This is a genomic window from Klebsiella sp. JB_Kp004 (genome assembly GCF_040065795.1).
Lineage (GTDB): Bacteria > Pseudomonadota > Gammaproteobacteria > Enterobacterales > Enterobacteriaceae > Klebsiella > Klebsiella quasipneumoniae.
This window is the reverse complement of sequence record NZ_JBEAKW010000001.1, coordinates 220,353-240,478: the sequence shown is the minus strand read 5'-3', so window position 1 is coordinate 240,478 and position 20,126 is coordinate 220,353. Positions and strand designations below refer to the sequence as shown.

The following is a 20,126-nucleotide window of genomic DNA, read 5'->3' as shown; positions in this document are numbered from 1 at the left end:
AAAACAGGGCTTCGCGCCCTGTTTTGCTTTATGGTGGTGCATGGCGCGAAGAAGGAGACGATGGTGAAAAAAACAGTATGCTTTGGCGAGCAGGCGGCAGTTCCGGCCATCGGGCTGGGAACCTGGTATATGGGCGAGAACGCGGCGCAGCGTCAGCAGGAGGTGGCTGCACTGCGCGCGGGCATCGACCATGGCCTGACGGTAATCGATACCGCGGAGATGTATGCCGACGGCGGGGCGGAGGAGGTAGTGGGCCAGGCGATCCGCGGCCTGCGCGACCGGGTGACGCTGGTCTCTAAAGTCTATCCCTGGCACGCCGGCGGAGCGGCGATCCGCCGCGCCTGTGAAAACAGTCTGCGCCGGCTGCAGACCGACTATCTGGATATGTATCTCCTGCACTGGCGGGGCGATATCCCCCTGCAGGAGACGGTCGAGGCGATGGAAAGGCTGGTGGCCGAGGGCAAAATCCGCCGTTGGGGCGTCTCCAATCTGGACACCGACGATATGCAGGCGCTGTGGCGCACGGCGGGCGGCGAACGCTGCGCCACCAACCAGGTGCTCTATCATCTCGCGTCGCGGGGCATTGAATACGATCTCCTGCCCTGGTGCCAGCAGCACACCCTGCCGGTGATGGCCTATTGCCCGCTGGCGCAGGCGGGGCGCTTACGCGATGGACTTTTTCAGCATACCGATATCATCAATATGGCTAACGCGCGGGGCGTGACGGTGGCGCAGCTGCTGCTGGCCTGGGTGATTCGTCATCCGGGAATGCTGGCGATCCCGAAAGCGGCGACTATCGAGCATGTGGTGCAGAATGCCGCCGCGCTTGATATCGTTCTCAGCCCGCAAGAGCTTGCGCAGCTGGATCGCCTCTATCCGCCGCCGCCGCGGAAAACCCGGTTGGATATGGTTTAACCCACAGCGCATCCAGGTGGAGAAGAGAAAAAGCCCCGTGATAAACGGGGCTTTTTGCGGTTAGCGTTTTTTCACGCTGATGGTTTGCGCCAGGCGAGACGGGGTCTCTTCACTGGCTTTCTGCGGCTGGGTCACGCAGCAGGTTTCGACGCAAACGAAGGTTTTATAGCCATCGTCCGGCATGTCGCCCATGCTGACGGACAGCGCCGGGCCCGGGTTCCAGGCCACCACGTTGTGCTGATGATGATGCACCACGTCGATCGTGCGGCTGAGCGCGTCGTCGTGGATCACGCTGCAGCCTTCGGCGTCGAGATAGACGCGGTCGGTACGATCCGGGAAGGTCTGCACGCCGTTGTTCAGAACGCCTTCTTCGGCGTTCTTCACTTTATCGATATAGCGCTCGCCAAGACCGCTCACTTTCACCGCCGCGATATCGCCAACGTTGAAGTAGCTGTGCAGGGCAGAGGTGGTCTCGAATTCGCCGTGGGCTTCCAGCTCGATTTCGCAGGTCTTACCCAGCTTGAAGCGGGCATAGAGGGTGAACTCATGCGGCCACAGCTTCATGGTTTCAGCGCTGTTCTGCAGCGCAAAGGTCAACATCACGCCGCTGTCGTCTTCATCATGCCCTTCCAGGGTCCACGGCAGGTTGCGGGCAAAGCCGTGCGACGGCAGGCCCTGCTGCGCCGATGGGCCAAACCACGGCCAGCAAATCGGCACGCCGCCGCGCAGGGCGACGCCCTGTTTAAATGGGGTGTTGTTGCTCAGCCACAGGACTTCTTCTTCACCGGCGGGTTTCCAGGAGAGCAGGTGCGCCCCCTGCAGCGCCACAGAGGCTTTCACCTGCGGATGGTCGATGACAATCAGCTCCAGGTCGTCCAGCTGGCGACGGGAGATAACGGGCGAAATGGTTTCATTCACCGGGAGAGCAAAAATTTTATTTATCATTGTGCAATCCTATCTCTGCAGACAAAAAAAAGAGCGACCGAAGTCGCTCTTACAGATTACTTTTTCATCTCAACTTATTTGGAGATGTGGGCAATCAGGTCCAGAACTTTGTTGGAGTAGCCAGTTTCGTTGTCGTACCAGGAAACCAGTTTAACGAAGTTGTCGTTCAGTGCGATACCTGCTTTAGCATCGAACACGGAAGTGCAAACTTCGCCGTTGAAGTCGGTAGAAACAACGTCGTCTTCGGTGTAACCCAGAACGCCTTTCATTGCGCCTTCAGAAGCGGCTTTGATAGCTTTCTTGATTTCTTCGTAGGACGCTGCTTTTTCCAGACGAACGGTCAGGTCAACAACGGATACGTTCGGAGTCGGAACGCGGAACGCCATACCGGTCAGTTTGCCGTTCAGTTCTGGCAGTACTTTACCTACAGCTTTAGCAGCGCCGGTAGAGGACGGGATGATGTTCTGAGCTGCGCCGCGGCCGCCGCGCCAGTCTTTGTGAGACGGGCCATCAACGGTTTTCTGAGTAGCGGTGGTTGCGTGGACGGTGGTCATCAGGCCTTCAACGATACCGAAGTTGTCGTTGATGACTTTAGCCAGCGGTGCCAGGCAGTTGGTGGTGCAGGATGCGTTGGAAACGATGTCCTGGCCAGCGTAAGTGTCGAAGTTAGCGCCGCGAACGAACATCGGGGTGTTGTCTTTGGACGGGCCAGTCAGAACGACTTTTTTCGCGCCAGCGGTGATGTGTTTACGAGCGGTTTCGTCGGTCAGGAAGATACCGGTTGCTTCAGCAACAACGTCAACACCAACTTCGTCCCACTTCAGGTTAGCCGGGTCACGTTCAGCGGTAACACGGATTTTTTTACCGTTAACGACCAGATGACCGTCTTTCACTTCAACGGTGCCGTCGAAACGACCGTGAGTGGAGTCATACTTCAGCATGTAAGCCATGTACTCTGCGTCTAACAGGTCGTTGATTGCAACGATCTCGATGTCAGAACGTTTCTGAGCAGCACGGAAAACAATGCGACCGATACGGCCAAAACCGTTGATACCTACTTTGATAGTCATATATTCCACCAGCTATTTGTTAGTGAATAAAAGGTTGCCTGTAAAATTACAAAAACCTTACGCAGCGTCAAGCGGAATCGTGTCAATCATTGCGACAAATCAATCCTGAGCACACCTTGCGCGATTGATTTGCCTCACTCTCCCTTTGAGCCCAATTCCATATGGGGGCTGCGCGCGGAATTTTAAAGGGCATTTAAGATAAAAACGTGATTTAAGTCACAATTATCTGGCTGCCTGTGGGCACCGGATAAGTTTAGAACAAAAGTGTACGCTTCATTGTTAATGTTTTGTTAGAATTGGGGCGAAAGTTGTCCATTGCAAAGCGAGATGTAAGCCCATGGCGAATAAACCCTCCCCGGAAGAGCTGAAAAACGGCTTGAGCGAAATGCAGTTTTACGTGACCCAACATCATGGCACCGAACCGCCTTTCACCGGACGGCTGCTGCACAACAAGAAAAATGGCGTGTATCACTGCCTGGTGTGCGATGCGCCGCTGTTCAACTCCCAGACCAAATACGACTCCGGCTGCGGCTGGCCGAGCTTCTACGAGCCGGTAAGCGAAGAGGCCATTCGCTATCTGGACGACAGCTCCCACGGCATGCAGCGCATTGAGATCCGCTGCGGAAATTGTGATGCCCATCTCGGTCACGTGTTTCCGGATGGCCCGCAGCCGACCGGCGAGCGCTATTGTGTCAATTCGGCGTCGCTCAGCTTCACCGATGAGCAGAACGGCGAGCAGATTAAGGGCTGAAGAAACGATTCAGCAAATTATTCCAGGTGGAGGTGAGCGGAAGATGGATATTGAGCAAATTATCGACAGCATGACCCCGGAAGTGTATCAGCGTCTGGCGACGGCGGTAGAGCTGGGAAAATGGCCGGATGGCGTGGCGCTGACGCCGGAGCAGAAGGAAAATAGCCTGCAGCTGGTGATGCTGTGGCAGGCCCGGTATAACACCGACGCCCAGCATATGACCATCGACACCCGCGGGCAGATGGTGATGAAGAGTAAACAGCAGCTGAAGGAAGATTTCGGCATCGTGCCGAAGCCGATCGCCACCGTGAAGTTGCAATAAACCGCCGGCCGGCGGGGAGACGTTCCGGCGTCGGGTGATCCGGCGCCGGACTAGGGTAGCGTCAATGACCGCGCCCGGCGGTCAGTCGCTTCGCTTACTTTTTATTCATCATCGCTTTCAGGTCGGCAAACGGGTTGTAGGTGGCCTCGCCGACGCTCTTTTGCGCATCTTCGCCCGCTACCACCGTGGAGCCATACTGATCGGCTTCGGTGTACTTGGAATGTTCGTGATCGTGACAGTAAAGGCACAACATCTCCCAGTTGCTGCCATCTTCCGGGTTATTGGAGTGGTCGTGATCGATATGGTGCACCGTCAGCTCGCGCAGATTGGAGTAGACAAACTCCCGTGAGCAGCGTCCGCATACCCAGGGAAAGAGCTTGAGCGCCTTTTCGCGGTAACCCACTTCCAGACGTGCGTAATTTTTGGGGATATAGGCCATGGCCCCCTGCCTCCTGTCAAACGGTTAAGCTGCGCCAGCCCCTGGCGCAGCGGATAACAGGCATCATAACCTATCCCGGGCGGCGCGATATACCTGCATTGCCGGCGATGCTGCCTGCGTCACGCCGCCCGGCGGCGGCGATGCGGCGGAACAGCCGCGATTAGTGTTTGATCCCCAGCGATTCCGCCAGCTGGCGGGCCAGCTGGTTCTGGTCATCGGCGCCATACTCCCAGAACATCGCTCCGGCGAGGCCTTTCGCCTTGATGTAGTCCGCTTTAATGGCTACCGAGCGCGGGTTCTCGTAGGAGAGGGCGAACAGCGGCTTGCCCTCCGCGGACTGCACCGACAGCCACGGGACTTTCGCCTCATCGTCCCAGTGCTCGGTAAAGCGTTTCTGCGGATCGTTGAGCAATTTGCCCACGATATCATTGTATTTCACGTAGGTGTCTTTGCTCAGGTCATAGCCCAGCGAGGCAAACAGCGCGATCTGCTGGGGACCAAAATAGGGCTGGGTGACCGGGTTCTTTTGCGCATCCGCTTTACTCCAGTCAATCCCCGGCTCGACCGCCCGTTTCGGCACCCGGCCATAAAAACCAATCCCGAGGTTCATCTGGCTGGGTTTAAGCCCGGCGGCCAGGTAATTGTTGACCACAAAATCGGCGCTGTATTTATCCGCCGCGGCGACCGTCGGCCAGTGGCTGGAGTCATACAGGTTCGAGTTGAAGTACTGCGTGCCGTAGGCCATGTCGTAGGTCATCAGGTTGATGTAGTCGAGCGATGACGCAATCGCTTTAACGTCCACCCAGCTTTTCGGGCTTTCGGCGTTGGCGCCCACGGCGATAGTGACCAGTTTCCTGGTACCAAACGCTGCGCGCAGCTCTTTTAACAGCGCGGTAAAGTTATCGCGATCGGCCGGTTGACTGGCAACCAGCCCCCAGGCGCCGTTGACCGGAAACTCCCAGTCGAGGTCAATCCCATCCAGACCATATTTTTCAACAATTTCCTGCGCAGACTGAATAAACACCTTCCGGGTTTCTTTGCTTGCCGCCGCGCCGGAGAAACCGCGCGCCCCCCAGCCGCCGACCGACAGCAGGACTTTGAGGTCCGGGTTCTGTTTACGCAGGGCCGGGAGCTTTTGCAGATCCGCCTGCACCTTCGGCGACAGCCAGATCTCGTGCAGATGAGCAGGATCCTTCAGGGCTGCGTTGGTCTCGTCTTTTTCATCGTTATAGATAAGGCCAAACGAGTAGTTGAGATGGGTGATCTGCCGGACGTCCAGCTTGTCGATATCCCCGCCCGGCCCGGCAGTGACGTCGCCGCCGCCGTTGAAATAGCCGACGGACATCAGCGGTTGGGCAGAGAGCGCGGAAGCGCAAAGCAGGGGCAAGGCTGCCAGCAAGGGCAAACGTTTCATAGTGGTTCCTCTTTGACATAAAAAAATAACCGCGCCACGGAAATGGCGTGGCGAAAAAACAGCCTTGCCAGACTACCAGCAATAACCTGTTGAAACTGCGAGAGAGTTCAATTTATGGACGATAACGAAGCGGCAGAAGAAGCCCCGGCGCGGGCGCGCCGGGGGCGGGATCAGGCGTGGGTTTCCCGCCAGTCGTCGAGGGTATAGAGCGTGGCGCCTGCGGCGGCCATCTCCATAAACGCCTGGCTGCTGTCCTGCGGCTGAAGATTCACCCCGCGGCAGCCGTCGGTGATGACGTTGACCGCGTAGCCCAGCGCCAGGGCATCCAGCACGGTGAACTTAACGCAGTAATCGGTGGCGAGGCCGAGCACGGTCAGCTCCACGATCCCCTGACCACGAAGCCAGCCGTCCAGTTCAGTTTTCTGCCGGTGACCGTTGTCAAAAAAAGCGCTGTAGCTGTCAATGACCCGGTTTTGCCCTTTGTGGAACACGGCGGCGATGGCCTGCTGCTTGAGCAGGGGATGCAGCGCCGCGCCTTCGCTGTGCTGAACGCAGTGATCCGGCCAGAAAGTTTGCGCCAGGCCATCCAGGTCGCCCACGGTGTAGGGCTCCACCTGGTGCTGGCTGGCGAAGCTGCCGTGATCCGCCGGGTGCCAGTCCTGGCTGGCGACGATGGGCTCGCCGCGCGCCAGGCTCCAGTCGATAAGCGCATTGGCCACCTCGACGGTACTATCGCCTTCAGGAACCGCCAGCGCGCCGCCGGCGCAGAAGTCGTTCTGCAAATCAACCAGTAACAGCGCTCGATGCGCCATACGTCCTCCTTAAGCTTCGTCAGGGGTCAGTTCGCCACGCAGATTCTGCTGCATCGCCGCGCGAATGGCGTCAACGTCCAGCTGCTGGCTCAGCAGATAGTGTAGCTTGGTCAGCGTCGCTTCCACCGTCATATCGAAACCACTGATGACTCCCGCCTGGGCGAGGGCATTGCCGGTGGCATAGCCGCCCATGTTCACTTTCCCGGACATACACTGCGTCAAGTTGACCACCACAATGCCGCGCTGGCTGGCTTCCGCCAGCACCTGAATAAACTCGCCATTCTGCGGCGCATTGCCGACGCCGTAGGAGCGGAGGATCAGCGCTTTCACCGGCTGGCGCAGGAAATTACGCACCACGTCGGCGGAGATGCCAGGGTAAATCGTCACCACGCCAATCGGCTGCGGGGTGATGGGATGCACGATAAGCTCTCCGCAGCCCTGCGGCGCCGGCGGGGTACCGAGACGGCGGATATGGATCCCGGCCTCCAGCAGCGGCGCGAGGTTTGGCGAGGCGAAGGCGTCAAAGCCGTCGGCATGGGCTTTAGTGGTACGGTTGCCGCGGAACAGCCGATTGTTGAAGAACAGCGCCACTTCGTTAATCGGATAGTTGGCGGCGACGTACAGGGCATTGAGCAGGTTGATCTGGCCGTCGGAGCGCAGCTCGGCCAGCGGGATTTGTGACCCTGTCACAATCACCGGTTTGCCGAGGTTTTCCAGCATGAATGACAGCGCAGAGGCGGTAAACGCCATGGTGTCGGTACCGTGGAGGATCACAAAGCCATCATACTCCTCGTAATGGCTGCGGATATCGTCGGCGATGTGCTGCCAGTCCTCAGGGGTCATATCGGATGAATCCATCAGCGGATGGTATTCATGGATCGTGAAGTCCGGCATCTCCGGGCGATGGAACTCAGGCATCAGCGCCAGCTGACGCTGGAGATGGCCGGAAACGGGTACATAGCCGTGTTCAGAGCGCTGCATACCGATGGTCCCACCGGTGTAGGCAACGTAAATCGATTTTTTTTGCATAGCATCGCTTAGGTTGGTCGTAGACAGGCGCAGTATAAAGAGACGGAGGAAAAAATACAGTGTTGGCCGCTCGCTTTGTGGCGGCGCTGGCAGGTGCGGAAAAAAGGCTGCCCCGGGAGACGGGGCAGCCGCTGCGTATTAACGGATGTTGGCGCAGGTCAGGCAGAAGGCATAGCGGTTCTGAGGGTCGTTAAACGCCGCCAGCTTGTCGCTTTCGGCTTTCACCGTCTCGGCTGCCGCGGCCACCGGCGCAGGCAGCCAGGCCTGAATGGCGGCCGGCAGCGAGGCGCGTACCGAACCGGTCAGGCTGTCCAGCACCATCGAGAAGAAGGTGGGCTCTTCCTGATAGTAGTTGAGGTGCCAGGTTTTCAGCTTCGCCAGCTCGGCGGCCTTGGCCACCGCGTCGTCGAAGTCGCCGAGGCTGTCGACAAGACCGTTGGCTTTGGCATCTTCCCCGGTCCAGACGTGGCCCTGGGCAATCTGGTCGATTTTCTCCGGCGTGCTCTTACGCGCGTTAGCCACCAGGGTGATAAAGCGTTGATAGCCGTTCTCAATGCTCAACTGCATCAGCTGCTGCACTTCCGGCGGCAGCGCTTTGGTGCTGGAGATATCCGCCAGCGGCGACGTGGCGACGCCGTCGGTATGGACGCCAATCGACCCGAGGGTGTTTTCCACGGTGTTGATCACCCCAAAGATGCCGATGGAGCCGGTGAGGGTGCTTGGGTTCGCGACAATGTAGTCCGCCGGCGTGGAGATCCAGTAGCCGCCGGAGGCCGCCATGCCGCCCATTGAAACGACCACCGGTTTACCCGCGGCTTTGGCTGCCGCCAGCTCTTCACGAATGATTTCCGAGGCGGTCACGCTGCCGCCCGGGCTGTTGACGCGCAGGACGATGGCCTTAATTTTCGGGTCGAGGCGCGCATCGCGAATTTGCGCAGCGGTGGTGTCGCCGCCGACGTTGCCCGGGGTCTCCTCGCCGTCCATGATGGCGCCGTTGGCGAAGATCACCGCGATGGCGGAACCCTGGTCAGACGGTGTCTTCACGTTGTAGTCGTAATAGCTGATCGCCCGGTAATTGTTATCCGCTTTGCTCCAGCCAAACTGTTTGGTCAGCGCCTTTTCCACTTCCGTGGAGGTCGCCAGCTCATCCACCAGCTTATTGTCCAGCGCATATTTCGCCGTATCGCCGCCCACCTTACGCAGGCCATCGATAATGCCCTGGGCGCCCGGGAAGAGCTGCTGGGCGGTGATCTGCCGGTTGGCGGCGATGGTGTTGAGGTAGTTCTGCCACAGTTCGCCAATCCAGCGGCTGTCCGCTTCGCGGGCGGCAGGGGACATGTCATCGCGAATGAAAGGCTCGACGGCGGATTTATAGGTGCCGACACGGAAGACATGGGTGGAGACTTTCAGCTTATCCAGCAGCGACTTGTAGTACAGCCCGTTGGTGGCGAAGCCGTGCAGGTCCACCTCGCCCTGCGGAGAGAGCCAGATTTTGTTGGCAAAGCTCGCCAGGTAGTACTGGCCCTGGCTGTAGCTACTGCCGACGGCATACACCGGTTTGCCGCTGTCGCGGAATTCGCGCAGCGCTTTACCGATGTACTGCATGGAGGGCTGATCGCCGCCGACGAAGTTTTTCAGATCCAGCACAATACCGGTGATATTACGGTCATCCTTCGCCTGACGGATGGTCTGCACGATATCGAACAGAGAATTCTCCTGCAGACGGTCCGAGCTGGCGCCAAACAGTTGGCGGCCAATTACGCCGAGCTTGCTGCTGGCGGACGGTTTATCCACCACCACGCCGGTAATATCCAGCAGCAGCGCGCCGCGCGCGGCATGTTCGCTGGTGGTACTGCTGAACTGGCTCCAGATGCCGATACACACCAGCACCAGCACCAGGAAGATCGCATTGAGGGCCAGTTTGCGAATAAAGTTGAGTATCCGCCACGTCCATTTAAAAAAGCTGGCAATCAGTCGCCAAAGGGTTCGCATGTATTCTCCCTAACGTTATCTAAAAATGGGCAGGCCGCAGGGGCCGCCGCGTCTGGCTATCCTAAAGAGTGAGCCGTCGGTTGTCAGCAGGAATCACCGACCGCGCTGTAACAAAATCCTTGTGCATGTTAATTTTATGAAAAATGACATCACAGGAGTTATACAGATGGATGCTCTCGACCTACTGCTTAATCGCCGCAGCGCTTCCCGCCTGGCGGAACCGGCCCCGGCCGGCGAACAGCTGGAAAACATTCTGCGCGCCGGGCTGCGCGCCCCGGATCATGGCACCCTGCAGCCGTGGCGCTTTTTCATTATCGCCGATGACGGCCGCGAACGCTTTAGTCAGCTGCTGGAAAAGGGGGCCCGGGAGGCCGGCCAGGATGAGAAGGGCATAGAGAAAGCCCGCAATGCGCCGTTTCGCGCGCCGCTGATCATTACCGTAGTGGCGCGCTGTGAAGACCACCCGAAGGTGCCGCGCTGGGAGCAGGAGATGTCCGCTGGCTGCGCGGTGATGGCGATGCAGATGGCGGCCCTGGCCCAGGGATTCAACGGCATCTGGCGCAGCGGGGCATTGACCGAGAGCCCGGTGGTGCGGGCCGGCTTCGGGTGCCGCGAGCAGGATAAAATCGTCGGCTTCCTCTATCTGGGCACGCCGCAGCTGAAAGCCTCAACCACCATTGCCCTGCCGGATACCGCGCCGTTTGTGACGCGATTCTGAGTCAGCGCGTGTTACGCCGGGTGGCGGCTGCGCCTTACCCGGCCTACATTCGTACGACCTGTCGTTAATTTATTCACCATAGTTGCTGAAACTGCCGGTGCTGGCGGCCTCAAAATCGCTGAGACGTTCCCGGAAGGCCGGGGCAGCCCGCATGGATGCGGGCTGAGGGCCGTGTTTTGCACGGACGCTGCCTCGGCCCGACCCGAAGCCTGCAGGGATAAGTCGAAGGGACCACGCAGTGGCGATTTTGCTGGCCGGAGCCCGGGGGTACAGGGGGCGGCGGCGACTGGCCGCCCCCTGTGCGCTCCCTGCGCCATGCCAGACATAACGCAGAAGTCATATCGGGAGCGCCATCTGCCCGGACATAACACAGGAGTGGTAGCCCTGCTAAGCGCAGCGCGAGCAGGGAAATTTACGATTGCGCCGTTATTTCGCCGGGCGGCGGCGTGCGCCTGACCCGGCCTGCAGCCCCAAAGGTAGCCCGGACAAGGCGCGCCAGGCGCCGCCTCCCGGAGTTCAACGGCGATGACGTTACTTCTGCGTTTTGGCGAATTCGTCTTTGGCTTTCTGCAACTGCTGCTGGAAGGCCGGGTTGGTGTGCAGCGTGGCGACCACCGCGGAGCCGACGATGCGCGCCGCATCGACATCGCTCTGCCAGTGATAGCCGCAGATCACCCTGCTCTCGCCGAGCTCATAGCCGCGCTTCAAAATTTCGTTCTGCCGCTGCGGGTTGATCTCCGCCAGCACCAGGGCGGTGGCCCAGCCGATGGAGGTATGCCCGGATGGGTAAGAGCCGTTTTTCGCCAGCTTGTCCTGCTCGGTGGTGTTGCAGGTGGAGACACCGTAGAAGGCAAACGGGCGAATGCGCATATACTTCTCTTTCGCGCCGCGGGTCGCCAGATCGCCGGCGTCTTCAATCATATTGGTCAACAGCTTATGGAGCTGCGGCGCGTCCTTTTCGGTGATCGGCGAGCCAAAGGCGCTGGAGAAGGCGTTAGCCACGCCGCCCGCGCTGAGGTTGGCATCCTCTGCCGCCAGCTTCCCGCGCTCGGTATTGCGCAGCAGGCGCCCCTGCTCATACATCGCCTGATCGTTTAAGAACGCGATACTGCCCACCGCCGGCGGCGGCGGCAACAGCGCCAGGCTGTCGATGGCCTGGGCATTGGTCAGATAGTAGAGATCGGGCTTGGTGGTGACATCGTTACCGGGGGGAACCAGCGCGAAGGCGTTAACGGAGAAGAAACTGGCCAGGCAAAGGGCAAGAACACGCTTTTTCATTAGAATTTCCTTACGTCATAATCATTCCAGAGAAGACAGTCCTGGGTTGTCACATTTCTGTCATCTTTAAGTAAAAGTGAAAATGGTCGGGAAAAAATTGCCGCGTCTCGCAAAAACGGCTTTTTGTCTGCTTAATGAGCAACCATACGCGATTTCAGACTGTCGTACTTACCACCCTGACGTTTGGGCGCTAACATAGCGGGATTGCAATGACAGGAGATGTCCATGAGCGAGCAAGCCATTCGTTTAACGCAATACAGCCACGGAGCCGGTTGTGGTTGTAAAATTTCCCCGAAAGTGCTGGAAACCATCCTGCATAGCGAGCAGGCGAAGTTTGTCGACCCGAACCTGCTTGTCGGCAACGAAACCAGCGATGATGCCGCCGTTTACGATCTTGGTAATGGCACGTCAATCGTCAGCACCACCGACTTCTTTATGCCGATTGTCGATAATCCGTTCGACTTTGGCCGCATTGCCGCCACCAACGCCATCAGCGATATTTTCGCCATGGGCGGGAAACCGATTATGGCGATTGCCATTCTCGGCTGGCCGATCAACACCCTGGCGCCGGAAATCGCCCGCGACGTGGTGGAGGGCGGACGCTTTGCCTGCCAGCAGGCCGGGATCGCGCTGGCGGGCGGCCACTCCATTGATGCTCCTGAGCCGATCTTTGGTCTGGCGGTCACCGGCGTGGTGCCCACCGAGCGCATCAAGAAAAACAGCACCGCGCAGGCGGGCTGCAAACTGTATCTCACCAAACCGCTGGGGATCGGCGTGCTGACCACCGCGGAGAAAAAATCGCTGCTCAAGCCAGAGCATCAGGGGCTGGCGACGGAAACCATGTGCCAGATGAACCTCGCCGGCGCCGCGTTTGCCGCTATCGACGGGGTGAAGGCGATGACCGACGTCACCGGCTTTGGCCTGCTCGGCCACCTCAGCGAGGTGTGCCGCGGGGCCGGCGTGCAGGCGCAACTGCGCTATGCCGATATCCCGAAACTGCCGGGGGTGGAGGAGTATATCGCCGCCGGCGCGGTGCCGGGCGGCACCGGGCGCAACTTTGCCAGCTACGGCCATTTGATGGGCGAGATGCCGACGGCGTGGCGCGATCTGCTGTGCGACCCACAGACCTCAGGCGGTCTGCTGCTGGCGGTGACCCCGGAGGCGGAGGCGGAAGTCCAGGCCGCCGCGGCGGAGTTCGGTATTAAGCTGGCCGCCATCGGCGAGCTGGTGACCGCCCGTGGCGGGCGACCGATGATCGAGATCCGTTGATTCGATGCGGTTGTTTATTGCAGAAAAACCGAGTCTCGGTCGGGCTATCGCCGATGTGTTGCCTAAACCGCACCGCAAAGGCGATGGCTATATTGAGTGCGGCAACGGGCAGGTGGTGACCTGGTGTATCGGTCACCTGCTGGAGCAGGCGCAGCCGGACGTCTATGACAGTCGCTATGCCCGCTGGAATCTCACCGACCTGCCGATTGTGCCGGAGAAATGGCAGTTGCAGCCCAAACCTTCGGTCACCAAACAGCTGAATGTGATCAAGCGCCTGCTCGGCGACGCCGAGGAGGTTATCCACGCTGGCGACCCCGACCGTGAGGGGCAACTGCTGGTGGACGAGGTCCTCGACTACCTGCAGCTGGCGCCGGAGAAGCGCCAGCAGGTGCAGCGCTGTCTGATAAACGATCTCAACCCGCAGGCGGTGGAGCGGGCGATCAACCGCCTGCGCGCCAACAGCGAGTTTGTGCCGCTTTGCGTGTCGGCGCTGGCGCGGGCGCGCGCCGACTGGCTGTACGGCATCAATATGACCCGGGCCTATACTCTGCTGGGGCGCAACGCCGGCTATCAGGGAGTGCTCTCCGTGGGGCGGGTGCAGACCCCGGTGCTCGGCCTGGTGGTGCGCCGCGATGAAGAGATTGAAAACTTCGTCGCCAAAGATTTCTTCGACGTCAAAGCGCATATCGTCACGCCGCAGGAGGAGCGCTTTGTCGCGACCTGGGTGCCGAGCGAAGCCTGCGAACCTTACCAGGATGAAGAAGGCCGTCTGCTGCATCGTCCGCTGGCCGAGCACGTGGTTAAGCGTATCGAAGGCCAGCCGGCGCTGGTGACCGGCTATAACGATAAGCGCGATTCCGAACCCGCGCCGCTGCCGTTTTCGCTGTCGGCGCTGCAGATTGAGGCGGCCAAACGTTTCGGCTTCAGCGCGCAAAACGTGCTGGATATCTGCCAGAAGCTGTATGAAACCCACAAGCTCATCACCTATCCGCGTTCGGACAGCCGCTACCTGCCGGAAGAGCATTTCGCCGGCCGCCATGCGGTGCTGAATGCGATTGCCGTCCATGCGGCGGATCTGCTGCCGCAGCCGGTGGTGGATCCGGAGATCCGCAACCGCTGCTGGGATGATAAAAAGGTCGACGCGCACCATGCGATTATCCCGACCGCCCGCAGCAGCCAGGTCAAACTCACCGATAACGAAGCGAAGGTCTACACCCTGATCGCCCGGCAGTATCTGATGCAGTTCTGCCCTGACGCGGTGTTCCGTAAATGCCAGATTGACCTTGAGATCGCCAACGGCAAATTTGTCGCCAAAGCGCGTTTTCTGGCCGAGGCGGGCTGGCGGACGCTGCTTGGCAGCAAAGAGCGCGATGAAGAGAACGACGGCACGCCGCTGCCGGTGGTGGCCAAAGGCGATGAACTGCTGTGCGAGAGGGGCGAGGTGGTGGAGCGCCAGACGCAGCCGCCGCGCCACTTTACCGACGCCACGCTGCTGTCGGCGATGACCGGGATTGCCCGCTTCGTGCAGGATAAAGATCTGAAGAAGATCCTCCGCGCCACCGACGGCCTCGGCACCGAAGCAACCCGCGCCGGGATTATCGAACTGCTGTTTAAGCGCGGTTTCCTGAGCAAAAAGGGGCGCTATATTCACTCCTCGGAGGCCGGAAGGGCGCTGATTCATTCCCTGCCGGAGATGGCCGGGCGACCGGACATGACCGCCCACTGGGAGTCGGTATTGACGCAAATCAGCGAGAAACAGTGCCGCTATCAGGATTTTATGCAGCCGCTGGTGGGGACGCTGTATCAGCTGATCGAGCAGGCGCGCAGCACGCCGGTGCGCCAGTTCCGCGGTCTGGTGGCGCCTGGCGGGGCGAAAAAATCCTTCAGTAAGGGCAAAGGCAAAGCGAAAGGCAAAAAAGCGGCAGACGATGCCGCGCCGCCGCCGCAATAACCCGCCCGGCGGCCGCGAGGATGCGCTTCCCCGCGGCCGCCGTTTCTCCCCCCGCCAGGTCAATGGTCTACACTAAACAGCCGGGAAGGGGTTGACGACCCCCTCAGAACAGGGATGCCCATTGCCCTTCCCGATGCCGTTGCTCATTTCTCTCCCAGGCGATAAGGAGGACCCGTGAAATATATCGCTATCAGCCAACCGGGCGGCCCGGAAGTATTGCAGATCCGCGAAGGTGAGATCCCCACCGTCGGGGTGCATGAGGTGCTCATCGAGGTGAAAGCGGCGGGCGTCAACCGGCCGGATATTCTGCAGCGCCAGGGGCTGTACCCTATGCCTGAGGGCGTCACCCCCGTGCCCGGCCTCGAGGTGGCGGGCGTGGTCGTGAAGGTCGGCGCGCAGGTCACAACCTTTACCCCCGGGGATCGCGTCTGCGCGCTGACCAACGGCGGCGGGTATGCCGAATACTGCGCCGTCCCGGCAGGCCAGACGCTGCCGATCCCGGCGGGCCTCAGCTTTAGCGAAGCGGCCGCCATTCCGGAAACCTTCTTCACCGTGTGGGCGAACGTTTTCCAGCTCGGTAAGCTGCAGTCCGGCGAGAGCATTCTGATCCACGGCGGCGCCAGCGGGATTGGCACCACCGCGGTCCTGCTGTGTCACGCGCTGGGGATGAGCGTCTATGCCACCGTCGGCCAGGACGAAAAAATTGCCGCGCTGCGACCCTACGCCACGGCGATCAACTACAAAACCGAAGATTTCGCAGAGAAAATTCACCAACTGACCAACGATGAAGGGGTGGATGTCATTCTGGATATCGTGGGCGGCCCTTACTTTAACCGCAACCTGGGGCTACTGAAAAAGGATGGACGGCTGGTGATCATCGGCTTTATGGGCGGGCGAATCGCTCATGAGGTGGATATTCAGACCCTGATGCTCAAGCGGGCCACCGTCACCGGATCCACCATGCGCGGCCGGACGGCGGAGGAGAAACAGGAGATTGCCGAGGCGCTGCGGCGCCACGTCTGGCCGCTGCTTGAGGCTGGGAAATGCAAGCCGATGATCTACGCCAGCTACCCGATGGCGGAGATTGCCGAGGCGCATGCCTGTCTGGACAGTGGTCAACATCTGGGGAAAGTGGTGATCACGATGACGTCGTGAGACGCCTCCCGGCGGGCAGCCGCCGGGAGGGCGTCAGGGGAGGTTAAATCACGCCCTGGGCCAGCATGGCATCCGCCACCTTCACGAAACCGGCGATATTGGCGCCGCGCACGTAGTTGGTCTGCTTCGCTTCACCGCCGTACTGCACGCAGGCGTGGTGGATATCCAGCATAATGTGATGCAGGCGGGCATCCACTTTTTCCGCTTTCCAGCCCATGCGCGCGGCGTTCTGCGCCATCTCCAGACCGGACGTCGCCACGCCGCCGGCGTTGGCCGCTTTGCCCGGGGCAAACAGCACGCCAGCTTCAAGGAACAGATCGGTCGCGGCGATGGTGGTCGGCATGTTGGCGCCTTCCGCCACGGCCTTCACGCCGTTGGCAATCAGCTGGCGGGCGGCATCGACGTCCAGTTCGTTCTGAGTGGCGCAAGGCAAGGCGATATCCACTGGCACTGACCATGGCTGCTGGCCTTCGAGATAGGTGAGGCCAAACTCGCGGGCGTAGTCGGCCACCCGGCCGTGGGCACGCTCTTTGATGTCGATCAGGCGGGCCAGTTTTTCTTTGGTGAAGCCCGCCTCGTCAACGACGGTGCCGTTGGAGTCGGAGGCGGTGACCACCCGCGCGCCAAGCTCCATCGCTTTCTCAATGGCGTATTGCGCGACGTTGCCGGAGCCGGAGACCGCCACGCGAGCGCCTTCGAAGCCGAGGCCGTGACGTTTGAGCATCGCTTCGGTGAAGTAGATCAGGCCGTAACCGGTGGCTTCCGGACGGATCAGGCTGCCGCCGAAGGAGAGGCCTTTACCGGTGAAGACGCAGGCGCTGTTGTTAGAGAGTTTGCGCATCATGCCGGCCATAAAGCCGACCTCGCGGCCGCCGACGCCGATATCGCCTGCCGGTACGTCGGTATCCGGGCCAAGATGGCGATAGAGCTCGGTCATCAGCGCCTGGCAGAAGCGCATCACTTCGCCATCGCTCTTGCCTTTAGGATCGAAATCGCTGCCGCCTTTCCCGCCGCCCATCGGCAGGGTGGTCAGGGCGTTTTTGAAGGTCTGCTCGAAGCCAAGGAATTTGAGAATCGACAGATTCACCGACGGATGGAAGCGCATCCCGCCCTTATACGGGCCGATGGCCGAGTTGAACTGCACGCGCCACGCGCGGTTGACCTGGACCTGATTGCGGTCGTCCACCCACACCACGCGGAACTGGATCACGCGCTCCGGTTCCACCAGACGTTCCAGCAAAGCAAGCTGACGATAGCGCGGATTTTCCTCAAGGAAAGGCCACAGGGTGGTCATGACCTCCCGGACGGCTTGAGCAAATTCGGTTTGATGAGGATCGCGCTGTTGAACGCGGGTGAGAAAGCCTTCCAGAGTGCACGTCTGATCCATAGATATAAGTTCCCCTTATGGTTGTGGTTGCGTGTATTTATTATGATTCGGTCCTTGAAAAAACCGATTTTCCGACTATAACACCGCTAATCCTTAGGCAAGCAAGGAAAAATTAAGCCGTCAGCAAAATTTATAATTGCCCGCCCGTCATAACTAAAAACGATGACGAGGCGGCGAGCGGATCAGCGGGGAGAAAGGGACGGGCGCTGGGCGATAAAGGCGTGCAGGAGGGGGATATCGGCCGGGGCGAGATCGAGGGTTAAGGCGTCGGCAGGAAGGCACCAGCGCAGCTGGCTGTGATAGTGGGCCAGCGGCGCGCCCTGAAAGTTCGGTACCCACCAGGCGTGCAGATGGATCTGGCGACCGGAGACTTCCCGCTGATGGCTGGCGATATAGCATGCCGGGTGGGCAATGATGCCCATCTCCTCCCGCAGCTCCCGGGCCAGCGCCTGCGGCTGGCTTTCACCAGGCTCCACTTTGCCGCCGGCGAATTCCCACATTCCCGGCTGGTCGGCGTGGGGCGGGCGCTGCGCCAGCAGAATTTTGCCATCCTGTTCAATAATGGCGGCGACAACTTCAATCATTTTCAGCATAAGCATCAACGTTAATAAGACCAAACTGGCCTATTATCACCGCCATAGACCTTCACTGACAACCGCCAACTCTGCTGGAGACCCCCGTGCTTGATAGCCACCTGCATCCTCGCCTCAAACCTCTGCTTAACGCTGCCGCCGGCGCGCTTGACCGCCCGGGTATTTCGCCAGACGGGCTGACGCTGCTCGGTTTTGCCATCGGCGCGCTGGCTCTGCCATTTCTGGCATTAGGGTGGTATGGCGCGGCGCTGGCGGCCATTCTTCTCAACCGCCTGCTGGACGGTCTGGACGGCGGCCTGGCGCGGCGGCGCGGGCTTAGCGACGCCGGCGGTTTTCTCGATATCTCACTGGATTTTCTCTTCTATGCCCTGGTGCCGTTCGGTTTTATCCTGGCGGATCCGCAAAATAACGCCCTGGCGGGGGGCTGGCTGCTGTTTGCCTTTATCGGCACCGGCAGCAGCTTTCTCGCCTTTGCCGCGCTGGCGGCAAAGCACCAGATCGCCAATCCCGGCTATGCCCATAAATCGCTGCACTATCTCGGGGGGCTGACGGAGGGGACGGAGACTATCCTGCTGTTTGTCCTCAGCTGCCTGTTTCCGGCGCATTTCGCCTGGCTGGCGTGGCTGTTTGGCGCGCTATGCTGGCTGACGACGGCGACGCGTATCGCCAGCGGCTACAGGACCTTAAAGCGGGTGGCGTGAGCAGGAAATCGCGCGTCGCCGGCAGGGGGCGACGCGCGCGGGTGGGACGCGTTACTGGCTGCTTTCCGGGCCGCGTTCTCCGCGGGCGACCGGATTGTGCGGGTTGCTGCTCCATTCGTACCAGCCGCCGTCATAGACGGCGACGTGCGGCCAGCCCATGGCCCGGGCATACATGAAGGTTTCCGAGGCCCGCCAGCCGGTTCCGCAATAGAACGCCACCTGCTGGTCAGGCAGGATGTTCCACTGGCGCCACAGGGCGGCGATATCGTCGGCGCTGCGCATGGTGCCGTCCGGGTTATGGAAGTCTTCCATGTGCGTGGAGTCGCTTCCGGCATGGCCCCAGCGGGCGCCGGCGATGTCGCCCTTCGGTTTGATATAGCTGTACCCGCTGGTGGTGCCGATAAACTCCGGCCACGAGCGGACGCTGACCAGCGAGGCGTCCTGGCGATGCAGCAGACCGCGGGCCTGCCCGGTATCCAGCATCAGCTGCGGCTGGCCGGGGATCGGCGCGCCAAAATCCGGCGCCGGCTGCGGCGTCGGCGGCATGCCGCGCGCCACCGGCAGACCGGCGTCGGACCAGGTCTGCCAGCCGCCGTCCAGCAGGCGCACGTCTTTGACGCCGGCGTACAGCATGATCTGCGCCACCCGCGCCGCGGCGTAGACGTCGCGACCGTAGAGGATCACCGTGGTGTCATGGCGGATGCCGTGCTTCGCCAGCATCGCCTTCAGCTGCGCATCGGAGACTTTATTCCACAGCGGTTCGCTCTCCACCTCATTGGTGTCGATATAGCCCGCGCCCGGGATATGGCTCAGCAGATAGAGCTTCGGCGCTCCCCAGGCGGCCTCAAACACTTTCCAGTCGCCGGCCGGGGCGGCAGCCACGCTCTTCCCTTGCTGCAGATCGTGTAGCCACTGCGGGTAGACCAGCTGTTCAAAGTGCGGCAGCTTTTGCAGACGGTCGCCCTGGCTCAGAGCGTCGCTCAGGACGTTGAGCCGGGTGAAGCCCGCTTGTTTCAGTCGCGCCGCGACGCTGGCGTTATCCTCAGGACTGCCGTACAGCGCGATGGGGGTATCGGGCTGGAGCTGGTGTTGTTTAGCCCAGCTGTGGAGCTGCTCGTCGCTCATGGCGCCGAGCCAGCGGGCGGAAAGGTTCAGCGCCTGCGGCTCATGCCCTTCCGGGCCGTTGACGTGCTGCGGCCAGCCGTTGTAATAAGCGCTCAGGCGGGTGTCGATGGCCACGCCGTGCTGCTGTTGCAGATGGGAGAGGGTGAGCGCTGGCATGGTTTCAGCGGCGCAGGTGGTGGTGGCAGCAAGCCCCATGAGCAGGGCGAGTGCGGTCAATTGAGAAACACGTTTCATCGAAATGCCCGACGGTAAAAAGTGGA

Annotated in this window: 19 protein-coding genes; 8 read left to right on the top strand and 11 right to left on the bottom strand. The window is 60.4% G+C overall.

The annotated features are described in order from the left end of the window. Positions 1–60 precede the first annotated feature (60 nt). Complete coding sequence (locus ABLX76_RS01120) at positions 61–915, top strand: aldo/keto reductase (RefSeq protein WP_086075814.1); 855 nt, start codon at positions 61–63, stop codon at positions 913–915. A gap of 60 nt (positions 916–975) precedes the next feature. On the opposite strand, the gene ABLX76_RS01115 is transcribed toward ABLX76_RS01120, so the two are convergent. After that, the gene (locus ABLX76_RS01115; RefSeq protein WP_023289274.1) at positions 976–1,860 is read right to left on the bottom strand and encodes a D-hexose-6-phosphate mutarotase; all 885 of its coding nucleotides are present in this window, start codon (positions 1,858–1,860) and stop codon (positions 976–978) included. Between the two features lie 74 nt (positions 1,861–1,934). Next, on the bottom strand, positions 1,935–2,930 hold the full coding sequence (gene gapA / locus ABLX76_RS01110) for a glyceraldehyde-3-phosphate dehydrogenase (protein WP_004203784.1): 996 nt from the start codon (positions 2,928–2,930) through the stop codon (positions 1,935–1,937). A 337-nt stretch (positions 2,931–3,267) separates the two neighbouring features. Between gapA and msrB the strand changes: the two genes are divergently transcribed. Both msrB and ABLX76_RS01100 read left to right on the top strand, forming a co-directional pair. Then, positions 3,268–3,681, top strand: a complete 414-nt coding sequence (gene msrB, locus ABLX76_RS01105; RefSeq protein ID WP_004203786.1) for a peptide-methionine (R)-S-oxide reductase MsrB — start codon at positions 3,268–3,270, stop codon at positions 3,679–3,681. A 43-nt stretch (positions 3,682–3,724) separates the two neighbouring features. Next, positions 3,725–4,003 (top strand): YeaC family protein, encoded by a 279-nt coding sequence (locus ABLX76_RS01100; RefSeq protein ID WP_004203787.1) that lies wholly within the window; start codon positions 3,725–3,727, stop codon positions 4,001–4,003. A gap of 94 nt (positions 4,004–4,097) precedes the next feature. Here the strand turns inward: ABLX76_RS01100 and yajD are convergent, their stop codons facing one another. The 5 genes from yajD to sppA all read right to left on the bottom strand — a co-directional run bounded on the left by yajD (position 4,098) and on the right by sppA (position 9,689). Then, a complete protein-coding gene (gene yajD / locus ABLX76_RS01095; protein WP_002901254.1) occupies positions 4,098–4,442 on the bottom strand; it encodes an HNH nuclease YajD in 345 nt (114 codons plus the stop codon). Positions 4,443–4,602: 160 nt separating this feature from the next. Further along, complete coding sequence (locus ABLX76_RS01090) at positions 4,603–5,856, bottom strand: glycoside hydrolase family 18 protein (protein ID WP_032452507.1); 1,254 nt, start codon at positions 5,854–5,856, stop codon at positions 4,603–4,605. A gap of 170 nt (positions 5,857–6,026) precedes the next feature. Further along, a complete protein-coding gene (pncA, locus tag ABLX76_RS01085; RefSeq protein ID WP_004203790.1) occupies positions 6,027–6,668 on the bottom strand; it encodes a bifunctional nicotinamidase/pyrazinamidase in 642 nt (213 codons plus the stop codon). 9 nt (positions 6,669–6,677) lie between these two features. Further along, a complete protein-coding gene (gene ansA / locus ABLX76_RS01080) occupies positions 6,678–7,697 on the bottom strand; it encodes an asparaginase (protein ID WP_032452508.1) in 1,020 nt (339 codons plus the stop codon). A 138-nt stretch (positions 7,698–7,835) separates the two neighbouring features. Then, the gene (gene sppA, locus ABLX76_RS01075) at positions 7,836–9,689 is read right to left on the bottom strand and encodes a signal peptide peptidase SppA (RefSeq protein WP_004203792.1); all 1,854 of its coding nucleotides are present in this window, start codon (positions 9,687–9,689) and stop codon (positions 7,836–7,838) included. Positions 9,690–9,855: 166 nt separating this feature from the next. Here sppA and ABLX76_RS01070 point away from each other — a divergent pair, with 166 nt between their 5' ends. Further along, positions 9,856–10,407 (top strand): NAD(P)H nitroreductase, encoded by a 552-nt coding sequence (locus ABLX76_RS01070; RefSeq protein WP_032452510.1) that lies wholly within the window; start codon positions 9,856–9,858, stop codon positions 10,405–10,407. A 531-nt stretch (positions 10,408–10,938) separates the two neighbouring features. Here ABLX76_RS01070 and phoC read toward each other — a convergent pair. Further along, on the bottom strand, positions 10,939–11,685 hold the full coding sequence (phoC, locus tag ABLX76_RS01065) for an acid phosphatase PhoC (protein WP_004203793.1): 747 nt from the start codon (positions 11,683–11,685) through the stop codon (positions 10,939–10,941). Positions 11,686–11,910: 225 nt separating this feature from the next. On the opposite strand from phoC, the gene selD reads away from it, so the two are divergent. From selD to ABLX76_RS01050, 3 genes are all read left to right on the top strand, one after another. Then, positions 11,911–12,954: a selenide, water dikinase SelD gene (gene selD, locus ABLX76_RS01060; protein WP_044522394.1), complete on the top strand. Its 1,044-nt coding sequence runs from the start codon at positions 11,911–11,913 to the stop codon at positions 12,952–12,954. Between the two features lie 4 nt (positions 12,955–12,958). Further along, positions 12,959–14,905, top strand: a complete 1,947-nt coding sequence (locus ABLX76_RS01055; protein WP_023289280.1) for a DNA topoisomerase III — start codon at positions 12,959–12,961, stop codon at positions 14,903–14,905. Positions 14,906–15,079: 174 nt separating this feature from the next. After that, positions 15,080–16,060, top strand: a complete 981-nt coding sequence (locus ABLX76_RS01050; protein WP_262963068.1) for an NAD(P)H-quinone oxidoreductase — start codon at positions 15,080–15,082, stop codon at positions 16,058–16,060. A gap of 43 nt (positions 16,061–16,103) precedes the next feature. Here ABLX76_RS01050 and gdhA read toward each other — a convergent pair whose 3' ends face one another. Next, on the bottom strand, positions 16,104–17,447 hold the full coding sequence (gene gdhA, locus ABLX76_RS01045; protein ID WP_004176526.1) for an NADP-specific glutamate dehydrogenase: 1,344 nt from the start codon (positions 17,445–17,447) through the stop codon (positions 16,104–16,106). Between the two features lie 182 nt (positions 17,448–17,629). Next, entirely contained in the window at positions 17,630–18,040 is a 411-nt protein-coding gene (locus tag ABLX76_RS01040) for a pyrimidine (deoxy)nucleoside triphosphate diphosphatase (protein ID WP_023289283.1), read from the bottom strand. 86 nt (positions 18,041–18,126) lie between these two features. Here ABLX76_RS01040 and ABLX76_RS01035 point away from each other — a divergent pair, with 86 nt between their 5' ends. Continuing rightward, positions 18,127–18,741, top strand: a complete 615-nt coding sequence (locus ABLX76_RS01035) for a CDP-alcohol phosphatidyltransferase family protein (RefSeq protein WP_348873780.1) — start codon at positions 18,127–18,129, stop codon at positions 18,739–18,741. 51 nt (positions 18,742–18,792) lie between these two features. Here ABLX76_RS01035 and ABLX76_RS01030 read toward each other — a convergent pair whose 3' ends face one another. Then, on the bottom strand, positions 18,793–20,100 hold the full coding sequence (locus ABLX76_RS01030) for a sulfurtransferase (protein ID WP_044522400.1): 1,308 nt from the start codon (positions 20,098–20,100) through the stop codon (positions 18,793–18,795). Positions 20,101–20,126 lie beyond the last annotated feature (26 nt).